Source organism: Maribacter spongiicola (assembly GCF_004364165.1).
In the GTDB taxonomy this organism is placed as follows: Bacteria; Bacteroidota; Bacteroidia; order Flavobacteriales; family Flavobacteriaceae; genus Maribacter; species Maribacter spongiicola.
Map to the genome: position 1 here is coordinate 1789720 of NZ_SOAY01000010.1, position 16401 is coordinate 1806120.

General features: G+C 35.0%; 16 protein-coding genes. 7 read left to right on the plus strand and 9 right to left on the minus strand.

What is annotated here, in order from left to right; genetic code table 11:
- Window positions 1-19 precede the first annotated feature (19 nt).
- On the minus strand, window positions 20-1717 hold the full coding sequence (locus CLV90_RS07975) for an alkaline phosphatase D family protein (protein WP_133686932.1): 1698 nt from the start codon (window positions 1715-1717) through the stop codon (window positions 20-22).
- 168 nt (window positions 1718-1885) lie between these two features.
- Here CLV90_RS07975 and CLV90_RS07980 point away from each other — a divergent pair, with 168 nt between their 5' ends.
- Genes CLV90_RS07980 through CLV90_RS07990 form a run of 3 tightly spaced genes read left to right on the plus strand, consistent with a single transcriptional unit; the run spans window position 1886 to window position 4000 of the window.
- Window positions 1886-2365 carry a GyrI-like domain-containing protein gene (locus tag CLV90_RS07980; protein WP_133686933.1) on the plus strand — a complete coding sequence of 160 codons (480 nt, stop codon included), beginning with the start codon at window positions 1886-1888 and terminating at the stop codon, window positions 2363-2365.
- Window positions 2362-3645, plus strand: a complete 1284-nt coding sequence (locus CLV90_RS07985; RefSeq protein ID WP_133686934.1) for an MFS transporter — start codon at window positions 2362-2364, stop codon at window positions 3643-3645. The genes CLV90_RS07980 and CLV90_RS07985 overlap by 4 nt, the downstream gene beginning before the upstream one ends.
- On the plus strand, window positions 3623-4000 hold the full coding sequence (locus tag CLV90_RS07990) for a DUF4345 domain-containing protein (protein WP_133686935.1): 378 nt from the start codon (window positions 3623-3625) through the stop codon (window positions 3998-4000). Before CLV90_RS07985 ends, CLV90_RS07990 begins: the two co-directional genes overlap by 23 nt.
- Window positions 4001-4021: 21 nt before the next feature.
- Here CLV90_RS07990 and lptB read toward each other — a convergent pair whose 3' ends face one another.
- Genes lptB through CLV90_RS08010 form a run of 4 tightly spaced genes read right to left on the minus strand, consistent with a single transcriptional unit; the run spans window position 4022 to window position 7006 of the window.
- Entirely contained in the window at window positions 4022-4762 is a 741-nt protein-coding gene (gene lptB, locus CLV90_RS07995) for an LPS export ABC transporter ATP-binding protein (RefSeq protein ID WP_027064458.1), read from the minus strand.
- A 51-nt stretch (window positions 4763-4813) separates the two neighbouring features.
- Window positions 4814-5164, minus strand: a complete 351-nt coding sequence (locus CLV90_RS08000; RefSeq protein WP_133686936.1) for a carboxymuconolactone decarboxylase family protein — start codon at window positions 5162-5164, stop codon at window positions 4814-4816.
- Window positions 5148-6029, minus strand: coding sequence for a twin-arginine translocase subunit TatC (tatC, locus tag CLV90_RS08005; RefSeq protein WP_133686937.1), 882 nt, complete (start codon window positions 6027-6029; stop codon window positions 5148-5150). The genes CLV90_RS08000 and tatC overlap by 17 nt, the downstream gene beginning before the upstream one ends.
- Entirely contained in the window at window positions 6029-7006 is a 978-nt protein-coding gene (locus CLV90_RS08010; RefSeq protein ID WP_243835301.1) for a KpsF/GutQ family sugar-phosphate isomerase, read from the minus strand. Before CLV90_RS08010 ends, tatC begins: the two co-directional genes overlap by 1 nt.
- Window positions 7007-7178: 172 nt before the next feature.
- Between CLV90_RS08010 and CLV90_RS08015 the strand changes: the two genes are divergently transcribed.
- Complete coding sequence (locus CLV90_RS08015) at window positions 7179-9389, plus strand: RecQ family ATP-dependent DNA helicase (protein ID WP_243835303.1); 2211 nt, start codon at window positions 7179-7181, stop codon at window positions 9387-9389.
- Between the two features lie 305 nt (window positions 9390-9694).
- A complete protein-coding gene (locus CLV90_RS08020) occupies window positions 9695-10207 on the plus strand; it encodes a fasciclin domain-containing protein (RefSeq protein WP_133686938.1) in 513 nt (170 codons plus the stop codon).
- 97 nt (window positions 10208-10304) lie between these two features.
- On the opposite strand, the gene CLV90_RS08025 is transcribed toward CLV90_RS08020, so the two are convergent.
- The 4 genes from CLV90_RS08025 to CLV90_RS08040 all read right to left on the minus strand — a co-directional run bounded on the left by CLV90_RS08025 (window position 10305) and on the right by CLV90_RS08040 (window position 13860).
- Window positions 10305-11615, minus strand: a complete 1311-nt coding sequence (locus CLV90_RS08025; protein ID WP_133686939.1) for a carboxypeptidase-like regulatory domain-containing protein — start codon at window positions 11613-11615, stop codon at window positions 10305-10307.
- A gap of 103 nt (window positions 11616-11718) precedes the next feature.
- The gene (rluF, locus tag CLV90_RS08030) at window positions 11719-12462 is read right to left on the minus strand and encodes a 23S rRNA pseudouridine(2604) synthase RluF (protein WP_133686940.1); all 744 of its coding nucleotides are present in this window, start codon (window positions 12460-12462) and stop codon (window positions 11719-11721) included.
- 18 nt (window positions 12463-12480) lie between these two features.
- Window positions 12481-13611 carry a serine hydrolase gene (locus tag CLV90_RS08035; RefSeq protein WP_133686941.1) on the minus strand — a complete coding sequence of 377 codons (1131 nt, stop codon included), beginning with the start codon at window positions 13609-13611 and terminating at the stop codon, window positions 12481-12483.
- 9 nt (window positions 13612-13620) lie between these two features.
- Entirely contained in the window at window positions 13621-13860 is a 240-nt protein-coding gene (locus tag CLV90_RS08040; protein WP_133686942.1) for a hypothetical protein, read from the minus strand.
- Between the two features lie 226 nt (window positions 13861-14086).
- Here CLV90_RS08040 and CLV90_RS08045 point away from each other — a divergent pair, with 226 nt between their 5' ends.
- Together CLV90_RS08045 and CLV90_RS08050 are read left to right on the plus strand one after the other, a co-directional pair.
- Window positions 14087-14968: a peptidyl-prolyl cis-trans isomerase gene (locus CLV90_RS08045; protein ID WP_133686943.1), complete on the plus strand. Its 882-nt coding sequence runs from the start codon at window positions 14087-14089 to the stop codon at window positions 14966-14968.
- Window positions 14919-16400 carry a peptidylprolyl isomerase gene (locus CLV90_RS08050; protein WP_133686944.1) on the plus strand — a complete coding sequence of 494 codons (1482 nt, stop codon included), beginning with the start codon at window positions 14919-14921 and terminating at the stop codon, window positions 16398-16400. Before CLV90_RS08045 ends, CLV90_RS08050 begins: the two co-directional genes overlap by 50 nt.
- The last annotated feature ends 1 nt before the right edge of the window (window position 16401 follow it).

Sequence of the window (16401 nt, forward strand, 5' to 3'; positions counted from 1 at the left end):
AGTTTTACTATAGCATTAGTTAAGAGTAACTTAAGGAATAACCTATTTCAGTTGAATAGCTTTCTGATAATAAGGTGTCTACAAAAATCCATTCCGAAGTAACTTCTGTAGTTGTAAATGTTGTCATCATATATCCTCTTCTAGAGGCATCAAAATAATTTAATCCATCAATTAATGCCACCATCGCTTCTTGAAATCCGGCAATTAATTCTGGTGAAGAATTTGCTCCAAGATATGTTTCAAAACCGGGTGAGCTAATAGAGGATGTTGCTAATTCTATTCCTACTTCTGTTCCATTTTCTGAAGTCAAGGTATTTTGCCAGGCATTATGGGTGTCGCCGGCAAAGGTCACTATTTTTTTGCCGTTCAATGCATTGTACATAATCTCCCTGTCAATTGGGTAACCGTCCCAAGCATCTAAATTATAAGGAATAACCGTGGTTACTCTCGCAATTTCGGCTGCACTTAAGCTTGGGTCATTATTTAATAATCTTAACTTAATAGTTACAAGTTCTGTTAGAATGGTACCAAAACCTTCAGAACCAAATACCGTTAATAATTCTACAGGTATGTTCATTTTACCCATGAGTACTTGTTGCCCTAAAACTTGCCATTTGGCTGAACTACTATTTAGTTCAGATATGATCCAATCTCTCTGGGTCACTCCAACAATAGAGCGGTTGGGGTCGGTCAATGCGGTTTGAAATGCTTGCGCATCAAAGCCTGTTGCAGTAAAGTAATCACCAATGTTTAATTGCTTATCTCTACCAATAAGGCGAGTGTCCATTAAAATAAGGTTAACAAGGTTGCCAATATTTACAGAACGGTATATAATGCTATTATCGTCTGCGGCTATTCTAGAAAATGGTAAAAATTCGCTATATGCTTGTAGTGCATTTTGTTTTCTAACTTCAAAACTACCTTCTGTTGCTTCATCATGATTTTCAGCACCTTCTTTGTAGGTGTCGTTGGCAATTTCATGATCGTCCCATACGCAAATGAACGGTTTCTTTTGGTGGGCTAATTGTAAAGAAGCATCAGATCTATATTGCTTGTATCTTGTTCTATAATCATCTAAAGAAATGATTTCTCCCGCAGGTTCGTGAAAGCGATTTAAGAAAGCATTTTCTTCTGTAGATCCATATCCTCCAGCGCCATATTCATAAAAATAATCACCTAAATGTACAATGATATCAGCATCAGAATTTGCCATGGCGTCGTAAACATTGAATAAACCAGCTTGGTAATTGGAACAAGAACAAACTGCTAATTTTGCTTGTGTGGCAACTGTTGGTAAAGTAATAGTTTCACCAATTACTGAAACGGAATTATCGGTTGTGCTTATAAATCGATAATACAACTTTTGGTCAGCTTCTAATTCTGTCAATTCTATGGCTAAAGTGTTGTCTCTTGAGCTTTCAGTTATTATTTTTCCTGTACGTAATATACTGTTGAAGTTATTTTCTGTAGAAACTTCCCAGATAATTTCAATGTCAGTATTAATAAATCGTGTCCAAATTATTACGCCTGTGCTACTAGGGTCAAAACTAGCTACACCGTAGTTAAAATTTTGAACGTTAAGTAAAGATTCATTGTAATCTACTTTTAAGTCGTCATCATCACTACAGCTAATAAAGTTCGGAGCTAGAATAAGTCCGCCCGAAGCCATTAATGCTTTTTGAATAAAATTTCTTCTTGTGTTTTTCTTAGTTTTCATCTGGTAATTTAGTTTCCTCAAAATTGTTTTAATTCTTACAAAAGCATGTTAGTTCAACTTTATGTTTAGGTTATTGAAACTATTGATGATAATAATTAGAATTTGGTGTTAGTCAGTTTTCTAGGTTCTGAATGAATTTCTTAAGTTTGACAATCAGCAAATCCATATATGACCCCAAAAATTGTTACACTAGAAGAGAAAAATTTAGTTGGATTTTCTACCGAAATGAGTTTAATGGATAATAAAACGCCAGAACTTTGGAAAAGCTTTAGGCAGCGTAGTAAGGAAGTTTTATATAGGTCGTCTGATGATTTTATCTCGTTGCAAGAATACCCTGAAGACTATTTTCAGGAGTTTTCTCCCGTTAAAAAGTATGTAAAGTGGGCTTGCGTTGAGGTTAAGGATTTTGACTCTGTTCCTGAAGGAATGAACAATCTTGTTTTAAAGGGCGGACTATATGCCGTTTTTAATTACAAGGGGACTGCTAAAGATGTACAGGTATTTTTTCAATATATTTATGGGAAATGGATTTCTAATTCAGATTATAATTTAGATGACCGTCCGCATTTTGAAGTACTGGGCGATAAGTATAAAAACAACGATCCTAACTCAGAAGAAGAAGTTTGGATTCCGATAAAAGCGAAATGAAAAACCCCGAAAAAGCACCCTGGTATTATTTGTTATTGCTGATTCTAGCAGGGGAGAGTGTCTTTATTTTACCTTTTGTTCTGCAACGTGTTTTTAGACCTACCGTTTTAAAAGTGTTTGAACTTGATAATGTTTCATTAGGATTATGCTTCTCTGTATACGGCTTTGTAGCCTTGGTTTCATATTTGCTGGGCGGACCATTAGCAGATAAGTTTCAGCCTAGAAAATTAATAGCCATAGCGCTCTGGATGACTGCTTTGGGCGGTTTGGTTTTTGCCACATTCCCAGATTATTTAACCTTGCAGGTACTTTACGGCTTTTGGGGATTTACTACTATTTTTTTATTCTGGTCACCTATGATAAAAGCTACCCGAGTATGGGGTGGTAGTGGTTCTCAAGGTAAAGCTTTTGGTTTTTTAGATGGTGGTAGAGGTTTGGTAGGTGCGTTATTTGGTACTTTGGGCGTTCTTGTTTTTTCTTACTTTATGTCGGCAGATTTAGAGGTCGCCACTTTAGAGGAAAGTAGGTTTGCTTTTCGCTATGTGATATTGACATCTTCGGCTATAGTATCGATTGTAGGTGTTTTAGTTTGGTTTTTTATGCGATTGCCTGCAAGTCTTGAAAATGATATTGTCGTTGAAAGAATCACTGTTTCGCAAATTAAAGAAGTGCTGCGCTTGCCTTCGGTTTTACTATTGATGATTATTATTTTATGTGCTTACGTTGGTTATAAAATCACCGATATATTTTCGCTTTATGCTCAAGATGTTATGTTGTACGATGAGGTGGAATCTGCAGAAGTAGGTACATTTTTATTATTTGCAAGACCAGTAGTAGGTGTTTTTATTGGAGTGATAGCAGACCGTTCTAGGCCTAGTCTATTTTTATTATTAGGTTTTGTAGTTGCGTTAATCGGATCTTTAATATTTGCATCTGGCATGGTTGCCGATGTTTCTTACTTCATGTTCCTATTCTCTATCATGATTGTGACACTAGGGGTGTATGCCATTCGTTCTTTATACTTTGCGGTAATGCAGAGTGGTAAAATTCCGTTAGTATTAACAGGTACAGCAGTAGGATTGATTTCTTTGATAGGCTACACGCCAGATATTTTTGCTGGTCCGGCAATGGGGTATTTGTTAGACGCATCGCCAGGTTTAACAGGGCATCAACATGTATTTTGGATGCTAGCTGTATTTTCATTGATTGGAGGAATAGCGGCATTTAGATATTTTCAACTTTATGGCAAACCAATCAATGACGAATCCAAAAAATCTTAATTTATTATTATCAGGAGTTATTGTAATTATAGCTGGTATCGTCTATGGCGGTCACCCAACGTATATTATGCCCGAACTTTTAGGTTTTGAAGTGGTTGATTTAGAGCTAAAGAATATGCTACGAGCGGTAATGGGAATTTATATGGGAGTAGGATCATTTTGGATTTTAGGCTCTATTAAAGCGAATCTTTGGTACGGAGCAACCTTATGTAATGTGCTATTTATGGGCGGAATTTCTTTTGGTAGAATAGTAAGTACTCTGTTTGATGGAGTTTCACCATTATTTACTCCCGCATTAATTCTGGAACTATTGTTCTTTGGTTGGGGATTGTATAATCTTAAAAAGTACTCTTGAATAGAGTAGGTGTAGTACTTATTAAAAATCTAACTTCTTCTTACGAAGTTCAAAGTTTTGACCTAAATATACTTTACGTACCATTTCATCGGCAGCCAATTCTTCTGGTTCGCCTGACTTTAAAATACCACCTTCGAACATTAGGTAAGAACGCTCTGTAATGGCAAGCGTTTCCTGCACGTTGTGATCCGTAATAAGTATACCAATGTTTTTGTCTTTTAACTGCGCTACAATACGCTGTATGTCCTCTACAGCTACGGGGTCAACCCCTGCAAAAGGTTCATCAAGCAAAATAAATTTTGGATCGGTAGCCAAAGCACGAGCAATCTCAGTTCTTCTTCGTTCACCACCAGATAATAAATCACCACGACTTTTACGAATATGACCTAAGCCGAACTCTTCTATAAGCGACTCCATTTTCATGTGTTGCTCTTTCTTGCTCAGTTTTGTCAATTGAAGTACACTTAAAATATTCTTTTCAATACTTAATTTTCTAAAGACAGATGCTTCTTGTGCCAAGTACCCAATACCGTTCTGGGCTCTTTTGTACATGGGGAATTTTGTAATTTCCATGTCATCTAAATAGATGCTACCACCATTTGGTTTTATAAGCCCAACAATCATGTAAAAGGAAGTTGTTTTACCAGCACCGTTTGGTCCTAGTAATCCTACAATTTCTCCTTGGTTAACCTCAAGAGAAATTCCTTTAACCACCCTACGGCCTCTGTAGGACTTCATTATATTGTCGGCACGTAACTTCATGTTTTCAAATCTATTGGTTATTGGTCTGTTAGAAAAGTTATTAGGGATTATTTAACCTTGTTGGTTTTCTAATTCTTCCCAATACTCATATGCTCTTCTTAAATGTGGTACCACAATTGTACCGCCAACAAGAGTAGCAATACTTAAAGTTTCCATTACTTCTTCTTTAGAGGCACCTTCTTTATGTGAGCTTTCTAAATGGTATTTTACGCAATCGTCACAACGCAAAACTGCTGAAGCAACAAGACCTAACAATTCTTTGGTCTTAACATCTAAAGCACCTGCAGCATAGGCATTGGTGTCTAAATTAAAAATACGCTTAATTATTTTATTGTTATCGGCCAAAAGCTTCTCGTTCATCTTAGAACGATAAGCATTAAATTCTTCAATTTGGTTTGACATTTCTATTTGCTTTTTTTTCTTTTTCAGCTTTTCTTCTTTCTTTTCTAAGTACCATGGCAGATATATAAATACTTATTTGGTATAAAATTATTACCGGTATGGCAACTATAATCTGACTTGTAACGTCTGGTGGGGTAATTACCGCAGAAAGTATTAGAACAATTACCAGTGCAATTTTTCGATACTTTTTCATTAATTCCGGTGTCACCAAGCCTACCTTGGTCAAGAAGAAAATAATTATCGGTAGCTCGAATAAAATACCACAGGCAAGTACAGATATTTTTAAGGTGCCAATGTAAGAATCTAAATCGAACTCATTTAAAACGGAGTCACTAACAACGTAAGACCCTAAGAAATTGATAGAAAGTGGTGCTACGATATAGTAACCGAATAACACACCAATAAAAAATAATAGAGAAGCAATTAGTATAAAGCCACGAGAATTCTTGCGCTCATTTGCATGTAGCCCCGGACTAATGAATTTCCACATTTCATATAAAATATAAGGAAACCCGATAATTACACCTGCCCAAATAGAGGTCCAGATATGAGCAGAAAATTGTCCGCCCATTTCTCGGCTCTGAATGGTAAACGGAAATTCATCACCACAGAAAGAGGAATCTATTACTGTAAATGATTGAATTTCATTTAACCATGTTGCTATTTTGCAAAAGAAACGATAGGTAGGGAAATCCATGTTTTTAGGACCGAATATAATCGTGTCAAAAATGAAACCCTTCATTAAAAAGGCAACACTTGCAATTATGACGACAGCCAAAGTCGATCTAATTAAATGCCATCTTAATTCTTCTAAATGGTCTAGAAAAGACATCTCGTTTGGTGGCGTGGTAGCTTTGGAACTCATTATAAAATACCTTCGTTTATTAAATTATGTAAATGGATAACCCCAACGTACGTGTCTTTGTCCATGGCTAATAATTGAGAAATGCCCTTTTTCTGCATGTGTTCTAATGCTTTGATAGCTAGTGTATTTGCAGGTATGGTTTTAGGGTTGCTAGTCATAATATCTTCAGCGGTTAGGCCTTTAATATTGTCATGCTTATTTAGCATACGCCTAATATCGCCATCTGTTACGATACCGACTACTTTTTCGCCATCAAGAACAGCAGTAACACCTAGCATCTTTTTAGAAATTTCTATAATCACTTTTTTGACCTCTTCGCCTTTTTGAACTTGAGGTACTTGGTTTTTACTTACTAAGTCTGCAACTCTTAAATATAATCTCTTGCCTAAAGAGCCACCTGGGTGATATTTTGCAAAATCTGAACTACTGAAACCTTTTATTTCTAAAAGCACAATAGCCAAGGCATCTCCCATAACTAATTGTGCCGTTGTACTTGTTGTCGGTGCCAACCCGTTAGGGCAAGCTTCCTTCTCAACATGGGTATTTAAAATAAAATCCGCTTGTTTTGCTAAAAAAGATTCGGTGTTACCGGTCATGGCAATTAGCTTGTTCGTACCTCTTTTTATGAGCGGAACCAACATTTTTATTTCGGGGGTATTTCCGCTGTTAGAAATGCAGATGACAACATCGTTTTCTTGTACCGTGCCTAAGTCTCCGTGAATAGCGTCACCAGCATGCATAAAAATTGCGGGAGTACCAGTAGAATTGAGTGTAGCGACAATTTTTGTTGCAATAATGGCGCTCTTGCCAATACCAGAAATGATAACGCGACCTTTAGCCTCAATAATGCAGTTTACTATTTTCGCAAAATCATCGGTTAAATGAGTGGTAAGTTGTGCTATAGCATCACGCTCAGTTTCAATGGTTTTTTTCGCTAAGTCAATAATGGTGTCCGTTGCAATCAATCTATTATTCAAATTATGGATTGTATTCCTAAAAGAATGTATTATCTTTAAGATGACAAAATTAAACAAACTTAATTTTATATGCCGATTATCGCATAATAATTTAGAAACGCAAAGTCTATTATTTTATAATTTTGTTCGCTTATAAATTTAAAAGCAAATAGTGGTCCCTTAAATGTAAAATGTGACAGACAGTAAAGAATTTGACAATATCGATTTACATTCCTCTTTAAAAAAGTTTTTTGGTTTTTCTCAATTTAAAGGACTTCAAGAAGAAGTAATCAAAAATGTTTTACGACAGAATAATACGTTTGTAATCATGCCCACTGGTGGTGGTAAATCTCTATGCTATCAATTGCCGGCGCTTATGCAAGATGGTACGGCAATTATTGTTTCTCCGTTAATCGCTTTAATGAAGAATCAGGTAGATGCCATTCGTGGAGTTTCTTCTGAAATAGGAATTGCCCATGTGCTAAACTCCTCTTTAAATAAAGGAGAGATCAAGCAGGTAAAGCAAGATATAACCAATGGTATTACTAAACTATTGTATGTAGCGCCAGAGTCATTGACCAAAGAGGAGAATGTAGAATTCTTACGCTCGGTCAAAGTATCTTTTGTTGCAGTAGATGAAGCACATTGTATTTCTGAATGGGGTCATGATTTTAGACCCGAGTATAGAAATCTTAAATCAATAGTGGAGCGTCTGGGAGAGAATATTCCTATTATTGGTCTTACTGCTACGGCGACACCTAAAGTACAAGAAGATATCATTAAGAATTTAGGTATAGGTGGTGCTAAGCTTTTTAAAGCTTCGTTTAACCGACCTAACCTATTTTACGAAGTACGTACCAAAACAGAGAATATTGAAGCTGATATTATTCGTTTTGTAAAGCAAAATTCAGGTAAATCAGGAATTATATATTGCCTTAGCCGTAAAAAGGTAGAGGAGTTAGCACAAGTTTTGCAGGTGAACGGAGTAAGTGCTGTGCCTTATCACGCAGGATTTGATGCGAAAACAAGATCAAAATATCAAGATATGTTCTTGATGGAAGATGTTGATGTGGTCGTTGCTACCATTGCCTTTGGTATGGGGATCGACAAACCAGACGTACGTTTTGTAATTCACCATGATATTCCGAAAAGTATAGAAAGTTACTATCAAGAAACGGGTAGGGCAGGCCGTGATGGTGGCGAAGGGCATTGTTTGGCGTATTACTCATATAAAGATATTGAGAAGCTAGAGAAATTTATGTCGGGTAAACCGGTCGCTGAACAAGAAATTGGGAATGCATTATTGCAAGAAGTGGTGGCGTATGCAGAAACTTCGATGTCTAGACGTAAGTTTATGCTTCATTATTTTGGTGAAGAGTTTGATGATGTTAATGGCGATGGTGCCGAAATGGATGATAATACCAGAAACCCAAAAGAGAAAGAAGAAGCTAAAGATAATGTTGAAAAGCTGCTGAAGGTAGTTACGGGCACCAGTGAAAAGTTTAAGTCGAAAGAGATCGTAAATGCTTTGCGTGGTAAAACCAATGCGATAATCTCATCACATAAAACGAATGAAAAGGAATTTTTTGGAATCGGGTCAGATAAAGATAAAAGCTATTGGATGGCATTGATACGCCAAACATTGGTTGCCGGGCTTCTTAGGAAAGAGATAGAGCAATACGGCGTATTACACGTAACGGATAATGGTAAGGAATTTTTATGTAAACCTTCATCTTTTATGATGACCAAAGATCATGTGTATAATGCAGAAAATGATAACGCAATTGTAGGTGCCGCCAAATCTGGAGGTATTGCAGATGAAAAATTATTAAAGCAATTAAAAGATTTGCGAAAAGCGCAGGCAAAGAAATTAGGTGTGCCACCTTTTGTAGTATTCCAGGATCCATCCTTAGAAGATATGGCGCTGAAATACCCAATTTCGCATGAAGAGTTATTAAATGTTCATGGTGTAGGTGAAGGTAAGGCGAAGAAGTATGGTAAACCTTTTCTAGCTTTTATAAATACGTATGTTGAGGAGAATGAAATTATAAGACCAGATGATCTTGTAGTAAAAAGTACAGGTGCAAATTCTGCGTTGAAACTATATGTCATACAGAATGTGGATAGAAAACTGCCATTATCTGATATTGCTTCATCAAAAGGATTAGAAATTCCGGATCTTATTAAAGAGATGGAACAAATCGTATACAGTGGTACCAAGTTGAACATCAATTATTGGATCGATGAGATTTTAGACGAGGATCAACAAGAAGAAATTCATGAATATTTTTTAGAGGCCGATACTGACGATTTAGAAGAAGCTATGGCTGAATTTGATGGTGATTATGAGGAAGAAGAATTAAGACTCTACCGTTTAAAATTTATTAGTGAAGTGGCCAATTAATCTAGCATAAATAATTTATTTACAAAATCCATCAAACCCTTTTTGTTAGTTTGATGGATTTTTATTTTGAGTCTAGTATATATAGCATTTGAAATGCTATTTATACTAGACTTTTTTGTTTAAAAGGTGCTATTTGTCATGTAAAAATTTTGTTTTCAGGTTTTATATCTTAAATACAACTAGTTAAGTATTTGATTATTAGTTATTTAAAAATTGTTTAAGCTTTTTATTAAAATTTTAAACAAAATTTAAGACTATTAGTTGTAGTTCCGTCATACTTTTACAGAAATCTAAAAAAAAGAACTATGAAAATTTTAAAAATTACATTATTGAGTGCAATTACATTATTTGCAACCAACATTTACGCTCAATCAGAAACCATTGTAGATGTAGCGGTATCAAATGACAATTTTACAACTCTAGTCGCGGCTGTTAAAGCTGCTGATTTGGTTGAAACATTAAGTAGTGAAGGACCGTTTACCGTTTTTGCTCCTGTAAATACTGCATTTGAAGCTTTACCAGCCGGTACAGTTGAATCTTTGTTAGAGCCAAGCAGTAAAGATGCCCTAAGTGGTTTGTTAACGTATCATGTAGTATCTGGAAAGTTTATGGCTGCCGATGTTATCAAAGCTATAAAAGATAATAGTGGTTCTTTTGCAGTAAAGACTGTACAAGGTGGGACTATTACTTTATCATTGAACGGAGATAAAGTAATGCTAAAAGATGAAAAAGGAAATATGGCAACTGTGGTAATGGCTGATGTAGCTGCTAGCAACGGAGTAATCCATGCTATAGATGCAGTAGTAATGCCAAAATAAGTTTAGCATACTACAAGTAATAAAAATCCCTTTGTTATTCTTTCAACAGAATAGTAAAGGGATTTTTTCTAAACACTACTTAAAATCTTTGTCTTATCTAGCGTGCCGCTGTTCCACTACTAGATCTGTCTTTTTTTAATTGTCTCTGTATTTTTTTGATGGCAGATTCAATTGATTTTTCAGGCTCTATGATATTGTATTCTCCCCAAAAGTCTGGATCAGCAAAACCGATTGCCTCGTCACTTAATATTATAGAGGACTTCATTCTGTCTTTAGACTTGGGTATATTGTTATCCATATTCTTTTCCCAGTCTGTAATTGCCATCTCACAGCTCATGCTGTAAACAGAATTGAATAAACGCTTGTCCCAATTAATTTTAAATTCTAAAAGTACATTGCTATATCCATAGTACCATTTACCATTTTTCTCACGGTAGTCTACTCGGTACGAAACCTCTGTTGGCCAAACCTCGGCATTCTTCGGTTTTCTGCGTACGAACATTTGAGATGCTAATCTCTTGTCGGTAATGTTTAAAGAATATATTGCACTGGTTAAAATTTTGTTCTTTGCATCTATATATAATTTACCATTATATAAAGGGTCAATAATTTCAGGCTTTTGTTTAAAATCTATGACATATATTAATTGATCATTTACACGGGTAGAAGTATCGAAGGAGAAATCGTAATATTTCAATGTTTCTTCGGTGAATATATAATTTGGATACTTTACCATATCAACAAATAAGGTGTTGAAAGGACCACCTTGTAATTTTAATGCAACCGTATCTAATTTAGAATAGTCGGTACTTTTACGTGCTTTATAAAGTTCAAGAGCATCGGTCTTTTTAGAGGAATATGGAGTTTTGTATATATTTACAACAGCCTCAGAAAGACTGACATTGGTTTTTCTTTTCTTAATCGTCTCCCTGTAAAAAGCAGTCATTACCGTATTTTCATCAAGGTAATTGTCTCCTTTTCTGTCGAGTGTTTCTTTGACTAGGGCTTCAGCATTGTTTGGAGCATCGATACTAGCTTCAGCAAGAGCAACGACAAACTCATCCATAACTATTTTATTCTTCTCCAGTTCTAATTGAGAAATCGCGATCTGTTTGGTCTTATAGCCTAAAAAGCTAATTGTTAAGTTGTTGCTAAGGTAATCATTGGGTACTTTAAGCGAAAATTGTCCTTCAGAGTTCGTAATGGTAGTAACGTTGGTATTGTTGATTGTTAAGGTTGCAAAAACCAAAGGTTTTTTACTTTCTGCATCTACAACTTCCCCAGAATATTCTGTAAAGTTGTTCGTTTGTGCAGAAATGGTCGTAAACATAGATCCTGTTAAAAAGAACAGAACCAATACATGCTTTAAATTAAGACGTTTGATAGCATTAATATTTTCTTTTAACATAGCTTTTTTTGTTTTAAGATAATGATTTTTAGTTAATTAAGGTGCTATTTTTTAGTTAAATTAACTGTGCTGTCCCTTAGAAAAAACAGATAGCAAGTAATGATTATTTGTTGCTGTCAAATGTTTTTAATGACGTACTAACTAATCTATTTATCTCTTTTAGTTCTTCTTCGGTAAGATCGCGCCATTTACCTACAGGTATATCTAGTTGAACATTCATAATCCTAATTCGTTTCAATTTCTTGACCCTATAGTCCAAATACTCGCACATTCTACGAATTTGACGGTTAAGGCCTTGGGTAAGAATTATTCTGAATTGATATGTGCTTACTTCAAAGACTTCACACTCTCTAGTTACTTGGTCTAGAATAGGAATGCCTCTTCGCATCCGATTTAAAAAATCTATAGTAATAGGTTTATCTACAGTTACCAAATATTCTTTTTCGTGGTTATTACGGGCACGCAAAATTTTATTTACAATATCACCATCATCGGTTAAAAAAATGAGTCCTTCGCTGGGTTTATCTAATCGCCCAATCGGGAAAATACGCTTTGGGTAATTGATATAATCTATGATGTTATCTTTTTCAACTCCTGTATCTGTGGTGCAAACAATGCCTACAGGTTTGTTGAATGCCAAATAGGTCGATTTTCCTTTTGGTTCTTTTATTAGTTCGCCGTCAACTTTAACAACGTCACCAGTAGAAATTTTAGTACCCATTTCTGGTACCTCTCCATTAATGGTAACTCTGCCTTGGTCAATAAGTTTGTCCGCAGCCCTACGCGAGCAATAACCGGCTTCGCTTAGGTATTTGTTAATTCTTGTTTTATTAGTGTCGTCTTGCATAGTCAACTTACTGTTCTATTATTGTTTTCTGTTTGCTTCTTGGGTATAAATCTCTCGCCCTAATTGCGCTAAAAACGGAATACCGATATCATCATATTCATAGACGTCGTCATTAAAAATGCCATCTTTGTTGACCAAAATAGTAGCTGTTAAAAGAAAGTCTATATTCTTTTCTGTGTCTTTTATATATGCGCAATCGGTTAGCGTGCCATAAGCAAATCCTACTTTATTATAAATTTCGATATGTTCGGGTATGTCATCCTTCTTATCGCCATATATGAAAAATTTACAATAGCCATCATAATATGTTGTTGGATCATAACCAACTTTTTGAGGTACGGTATGCATGGCTTTTAAGAGAAGATTTCGTTGTTCGGGATTAATATCAAAACGTTCTGATGCATCGAAATTCTCTGGGAATACTACTCGCTTTAATAAGTTGTGTTGTGATGATACAGGATAGAAGTTTTTTTGACTAAAATCGAATGGTTGTTCAATTAGCTCATCGTCTTCATAATAACCTATTCCTTTTTCAATTTCTAATAGTTCTAGTTTGTCAGGGGTTTTATTTAGTATAGACTTCGTGATGCCGGTTGTTGAGTCGTTTAAATAAATAATTAAAGGCTTAGTTCTTAAGTCATCTGAATGATACCCGAATCGATGACTTATTCTAACTGGTGAAATACCTTTATTGGTTAAATTCTGATTAATTTCTTCAAAGCCTAAAAATTCGACCAGTCTATTATTTGCTAGATTATCGCTAACTGCAAAAATTTGAGATACATCTTTGGCTACCGTACTTTCAATTGTATCACCTTCTAAGTAATATCTGGTGTTTAAGGTTAAGCTGTCTATTTGGTTAAGCTTTTCTAAAGCTAATACCGCTATAGGAAATTTAACCGAGCTCGCTGGGTAAAAATACGTGCTGTCGTTTACCTGAAAATCGTAGTCGGTAAAAAGAACACTGTCGTTTCTTCGATCTATTTGTGTGTATCTTATTTGAACTTGATAATTATCTAAGCTATCCATTACCCTTTTAATTCTTGAATCATTTGATGATAGTGCAACTTCAAGAAAATTTAAATTCTGCTTTTCTTGGGCGCAAGAGAATAAAAGTATAAGGCATATAAAAAGAAGAAAATGCTTCATAATAATCTTTTAGGGGGTGTAAACTTCACCTCTGTGTGGTTTCAATATATCTCTTATTGATATCATTTCTTTCTCCTCTACCACCATAAATGCAATGCTATACATATCATTAAGTGCTTTAAAACCCGTAATGTTCAATGCGGTTTTTTCAATAGCTATAAATTCATTAAGGTGCTTAACATGGTGTTCTGCAGTTTTTAATGCTGCCGGACCTCGAAAATCCCAAATTAATTTTATTTGTCTGTTCAAAAATATGTGGTATTAGATTAAAAATATTAGCACACAAATTTACCTAAAAAAAGACAGTTTATAGTCAGTTAGCGGTTAGATTACAATTTTGACATTTGCTAATTTTTAATTGATTATTAGGTATTTGTTATATCTTGTAATGCCTAAAAACGTGTTAAGTAAATCATGAAGCATTTGCACACGATTTGGTAATTACTATTTTTGCTCGATGTTTTTTAAGAAATCAATGTTTTTATTCCGTAAATATTATCCTATAATCGCCTTAGGGTTAATTACAATTGTCTTTATTTCATGCGACGGTCTTTTTAAGAAAGAAGAAGAAAGAAAGGTTGTCGCTAGGGTAGGCGAGCGTTTTTTATATCAAGAAGACTTAGAACCGTTGTTAACAGAAAATATGACAAAAGGGGACAGTGCTTCTTTTGCTACAAATTATATAAATAATTGGGCTTCTAAACAGTTACTGCTTTCTAAAGCCAAGATTAATTTATCTGAAGAAAAACTTGCAGAGTATAACGCCTTGGTCGATGATTATAGAACCGATCTTTACACACGTGTTTATAAAGAAGCTTTAGTTGCACAGGCTACAGATTCTGTAATTACCGATGAGCAATTGAAGGATTTTTACGAAAAAGGCAAAGAGAATTTTAAGCTTAAAGAGCGCATTGCAAGAATTCGCTTTGTGGCGCTACCTAAAGGTTTTTTAAATCAAGATGAGGTAGGTAAAAGATTAAAGAGATTTAAAAAAGATGATGTTCGATACTTAGATTCTATTGGTGTTCAGTTCAATAAACTGAATTTTAATGATTCCATTTGGGTACGTTACACTAGAATATTCGAAGAAATACCGCCAATAAACGTCGACAACGCCAATAAGTACTTAAAAAATTCACAATTTTTTGAATTGGAGGATTCAATCGGGGTATATTTGGGACAAATAGAGGAAATTAAAGATGTTAATGATATTGCACCTTTGTCCTTTATAAAGCCTACCATAGAACAAGTTTTATTAAGTCGTAGAAAAATGGACTACCTACGCAAATTAGAAACTGAATTATTAGATGAAGCAATCAAGGACAATGAATTTGAACTTTTCGAAAACAAAAAATAGTATTTACATCGGTGCAGTGTTGCTGTTCTCAGGTATTGTAACGGCACAAGATTCCATACCAAATGTTCAAGAAGAACAGATTGAGACAATGGAAGCTATTGCAGAAGCTGCTCCCGTTAAAAGAGACTCGGCAAATAATTTCAAGAGAATTAAACTAGATGGTATCGCTGCTGTGGTTGGTGATTACGTAATCTTAGATTCTGATATTGAAAAAACCCTGATAGATCTTAAAAGTCAAGGTGCATCTACAGAAGATATTACCCACTGCGGGCTATTAGGTAAGTTGATGGAAGATCGTTTGTACGCTAACCAAGCAGTTCAAGATAGTATCTTGGTGTCAGATGATGAGGTAAATGCTACCGGAGACCGTCAACTACAATCACTAGTACAGCAGATCGGTTCTATGGACAAGGTGTTGAAGTACTACAAAAAAGAAGATGAATCTAGCTTTAGAGAAGAGCTTTATAAAATTAATAAGTTACGTATGCTGTCTGAGCGTATGCAACAAGATATTATTAAAGAGATTGAAATTACACCTGAAGAGGTTCGTCAGTTCTTTAATAGAATTCCTGAAGATGAGCGTCCGGTATTTGGTGCTGAGTTAGAAATTGCACAGATTACAAAAGAGCCAGAACCATCTGATGAAGAAAAGCAGAAGGTAATTGATAAGTTGAATCAAATTAAGGCAGATGTTGATGATAACGATGCTAGTTTTAGTGTAAAAGCAATCTTATACTCTCAGGATCCAGGTTCGAAATCGAAAGGTGGTTTCTACAGTATTACTAAAGAAACCGGTTTTGATAAGAAATTTAAAGATGTTGCTTTTAGTTTAAGAGAAGGTGAAGTTTCTGAACCTTTTGAAACTGCTTTTGGTTACCATATTATTTATATCGAAAAAATTAGAGGTCAAGAGTTAGATTTAAGACACATTTTGGTAATTCCTGAAATTTCGCAAAATGTTATGGAAGAAGCGAAAGCGGAGTTGGATAGTATTCGCAAGAAAATTATTGATGGTGAATTTACTTTTGCAGAGGCTGCTTTAAATTTCTCTGATGAAAAAGAAACGAAGTTCGATGGCGGATTGTTACGTAACCCTGTAAACTTCGATTCTAAGTTTGAGTTGACTAAAATGGATCCTACACTTTATAATCAAGTTCAGAACTTGAAGGATAATGAAATTACATATCCTGTATTAGAAGAAGATCCAAGAGGTGGTGCACCGAAATATAAAATTTTGAAGATTACTAACAGGTACGATGAGCATGTTGCCGATTTCTCGAAAGATTATACTAAAATTCAAGAATTAGCACTTACTGAGAAAAAATACAACGCCATTAAAAAATGGATGGACAAATATATTAAGGATACCTATATAAGCGTTAATGAAGACAATCAAGATTGTGAATTCGCTAATAATTGGGTAAAAGAATAAA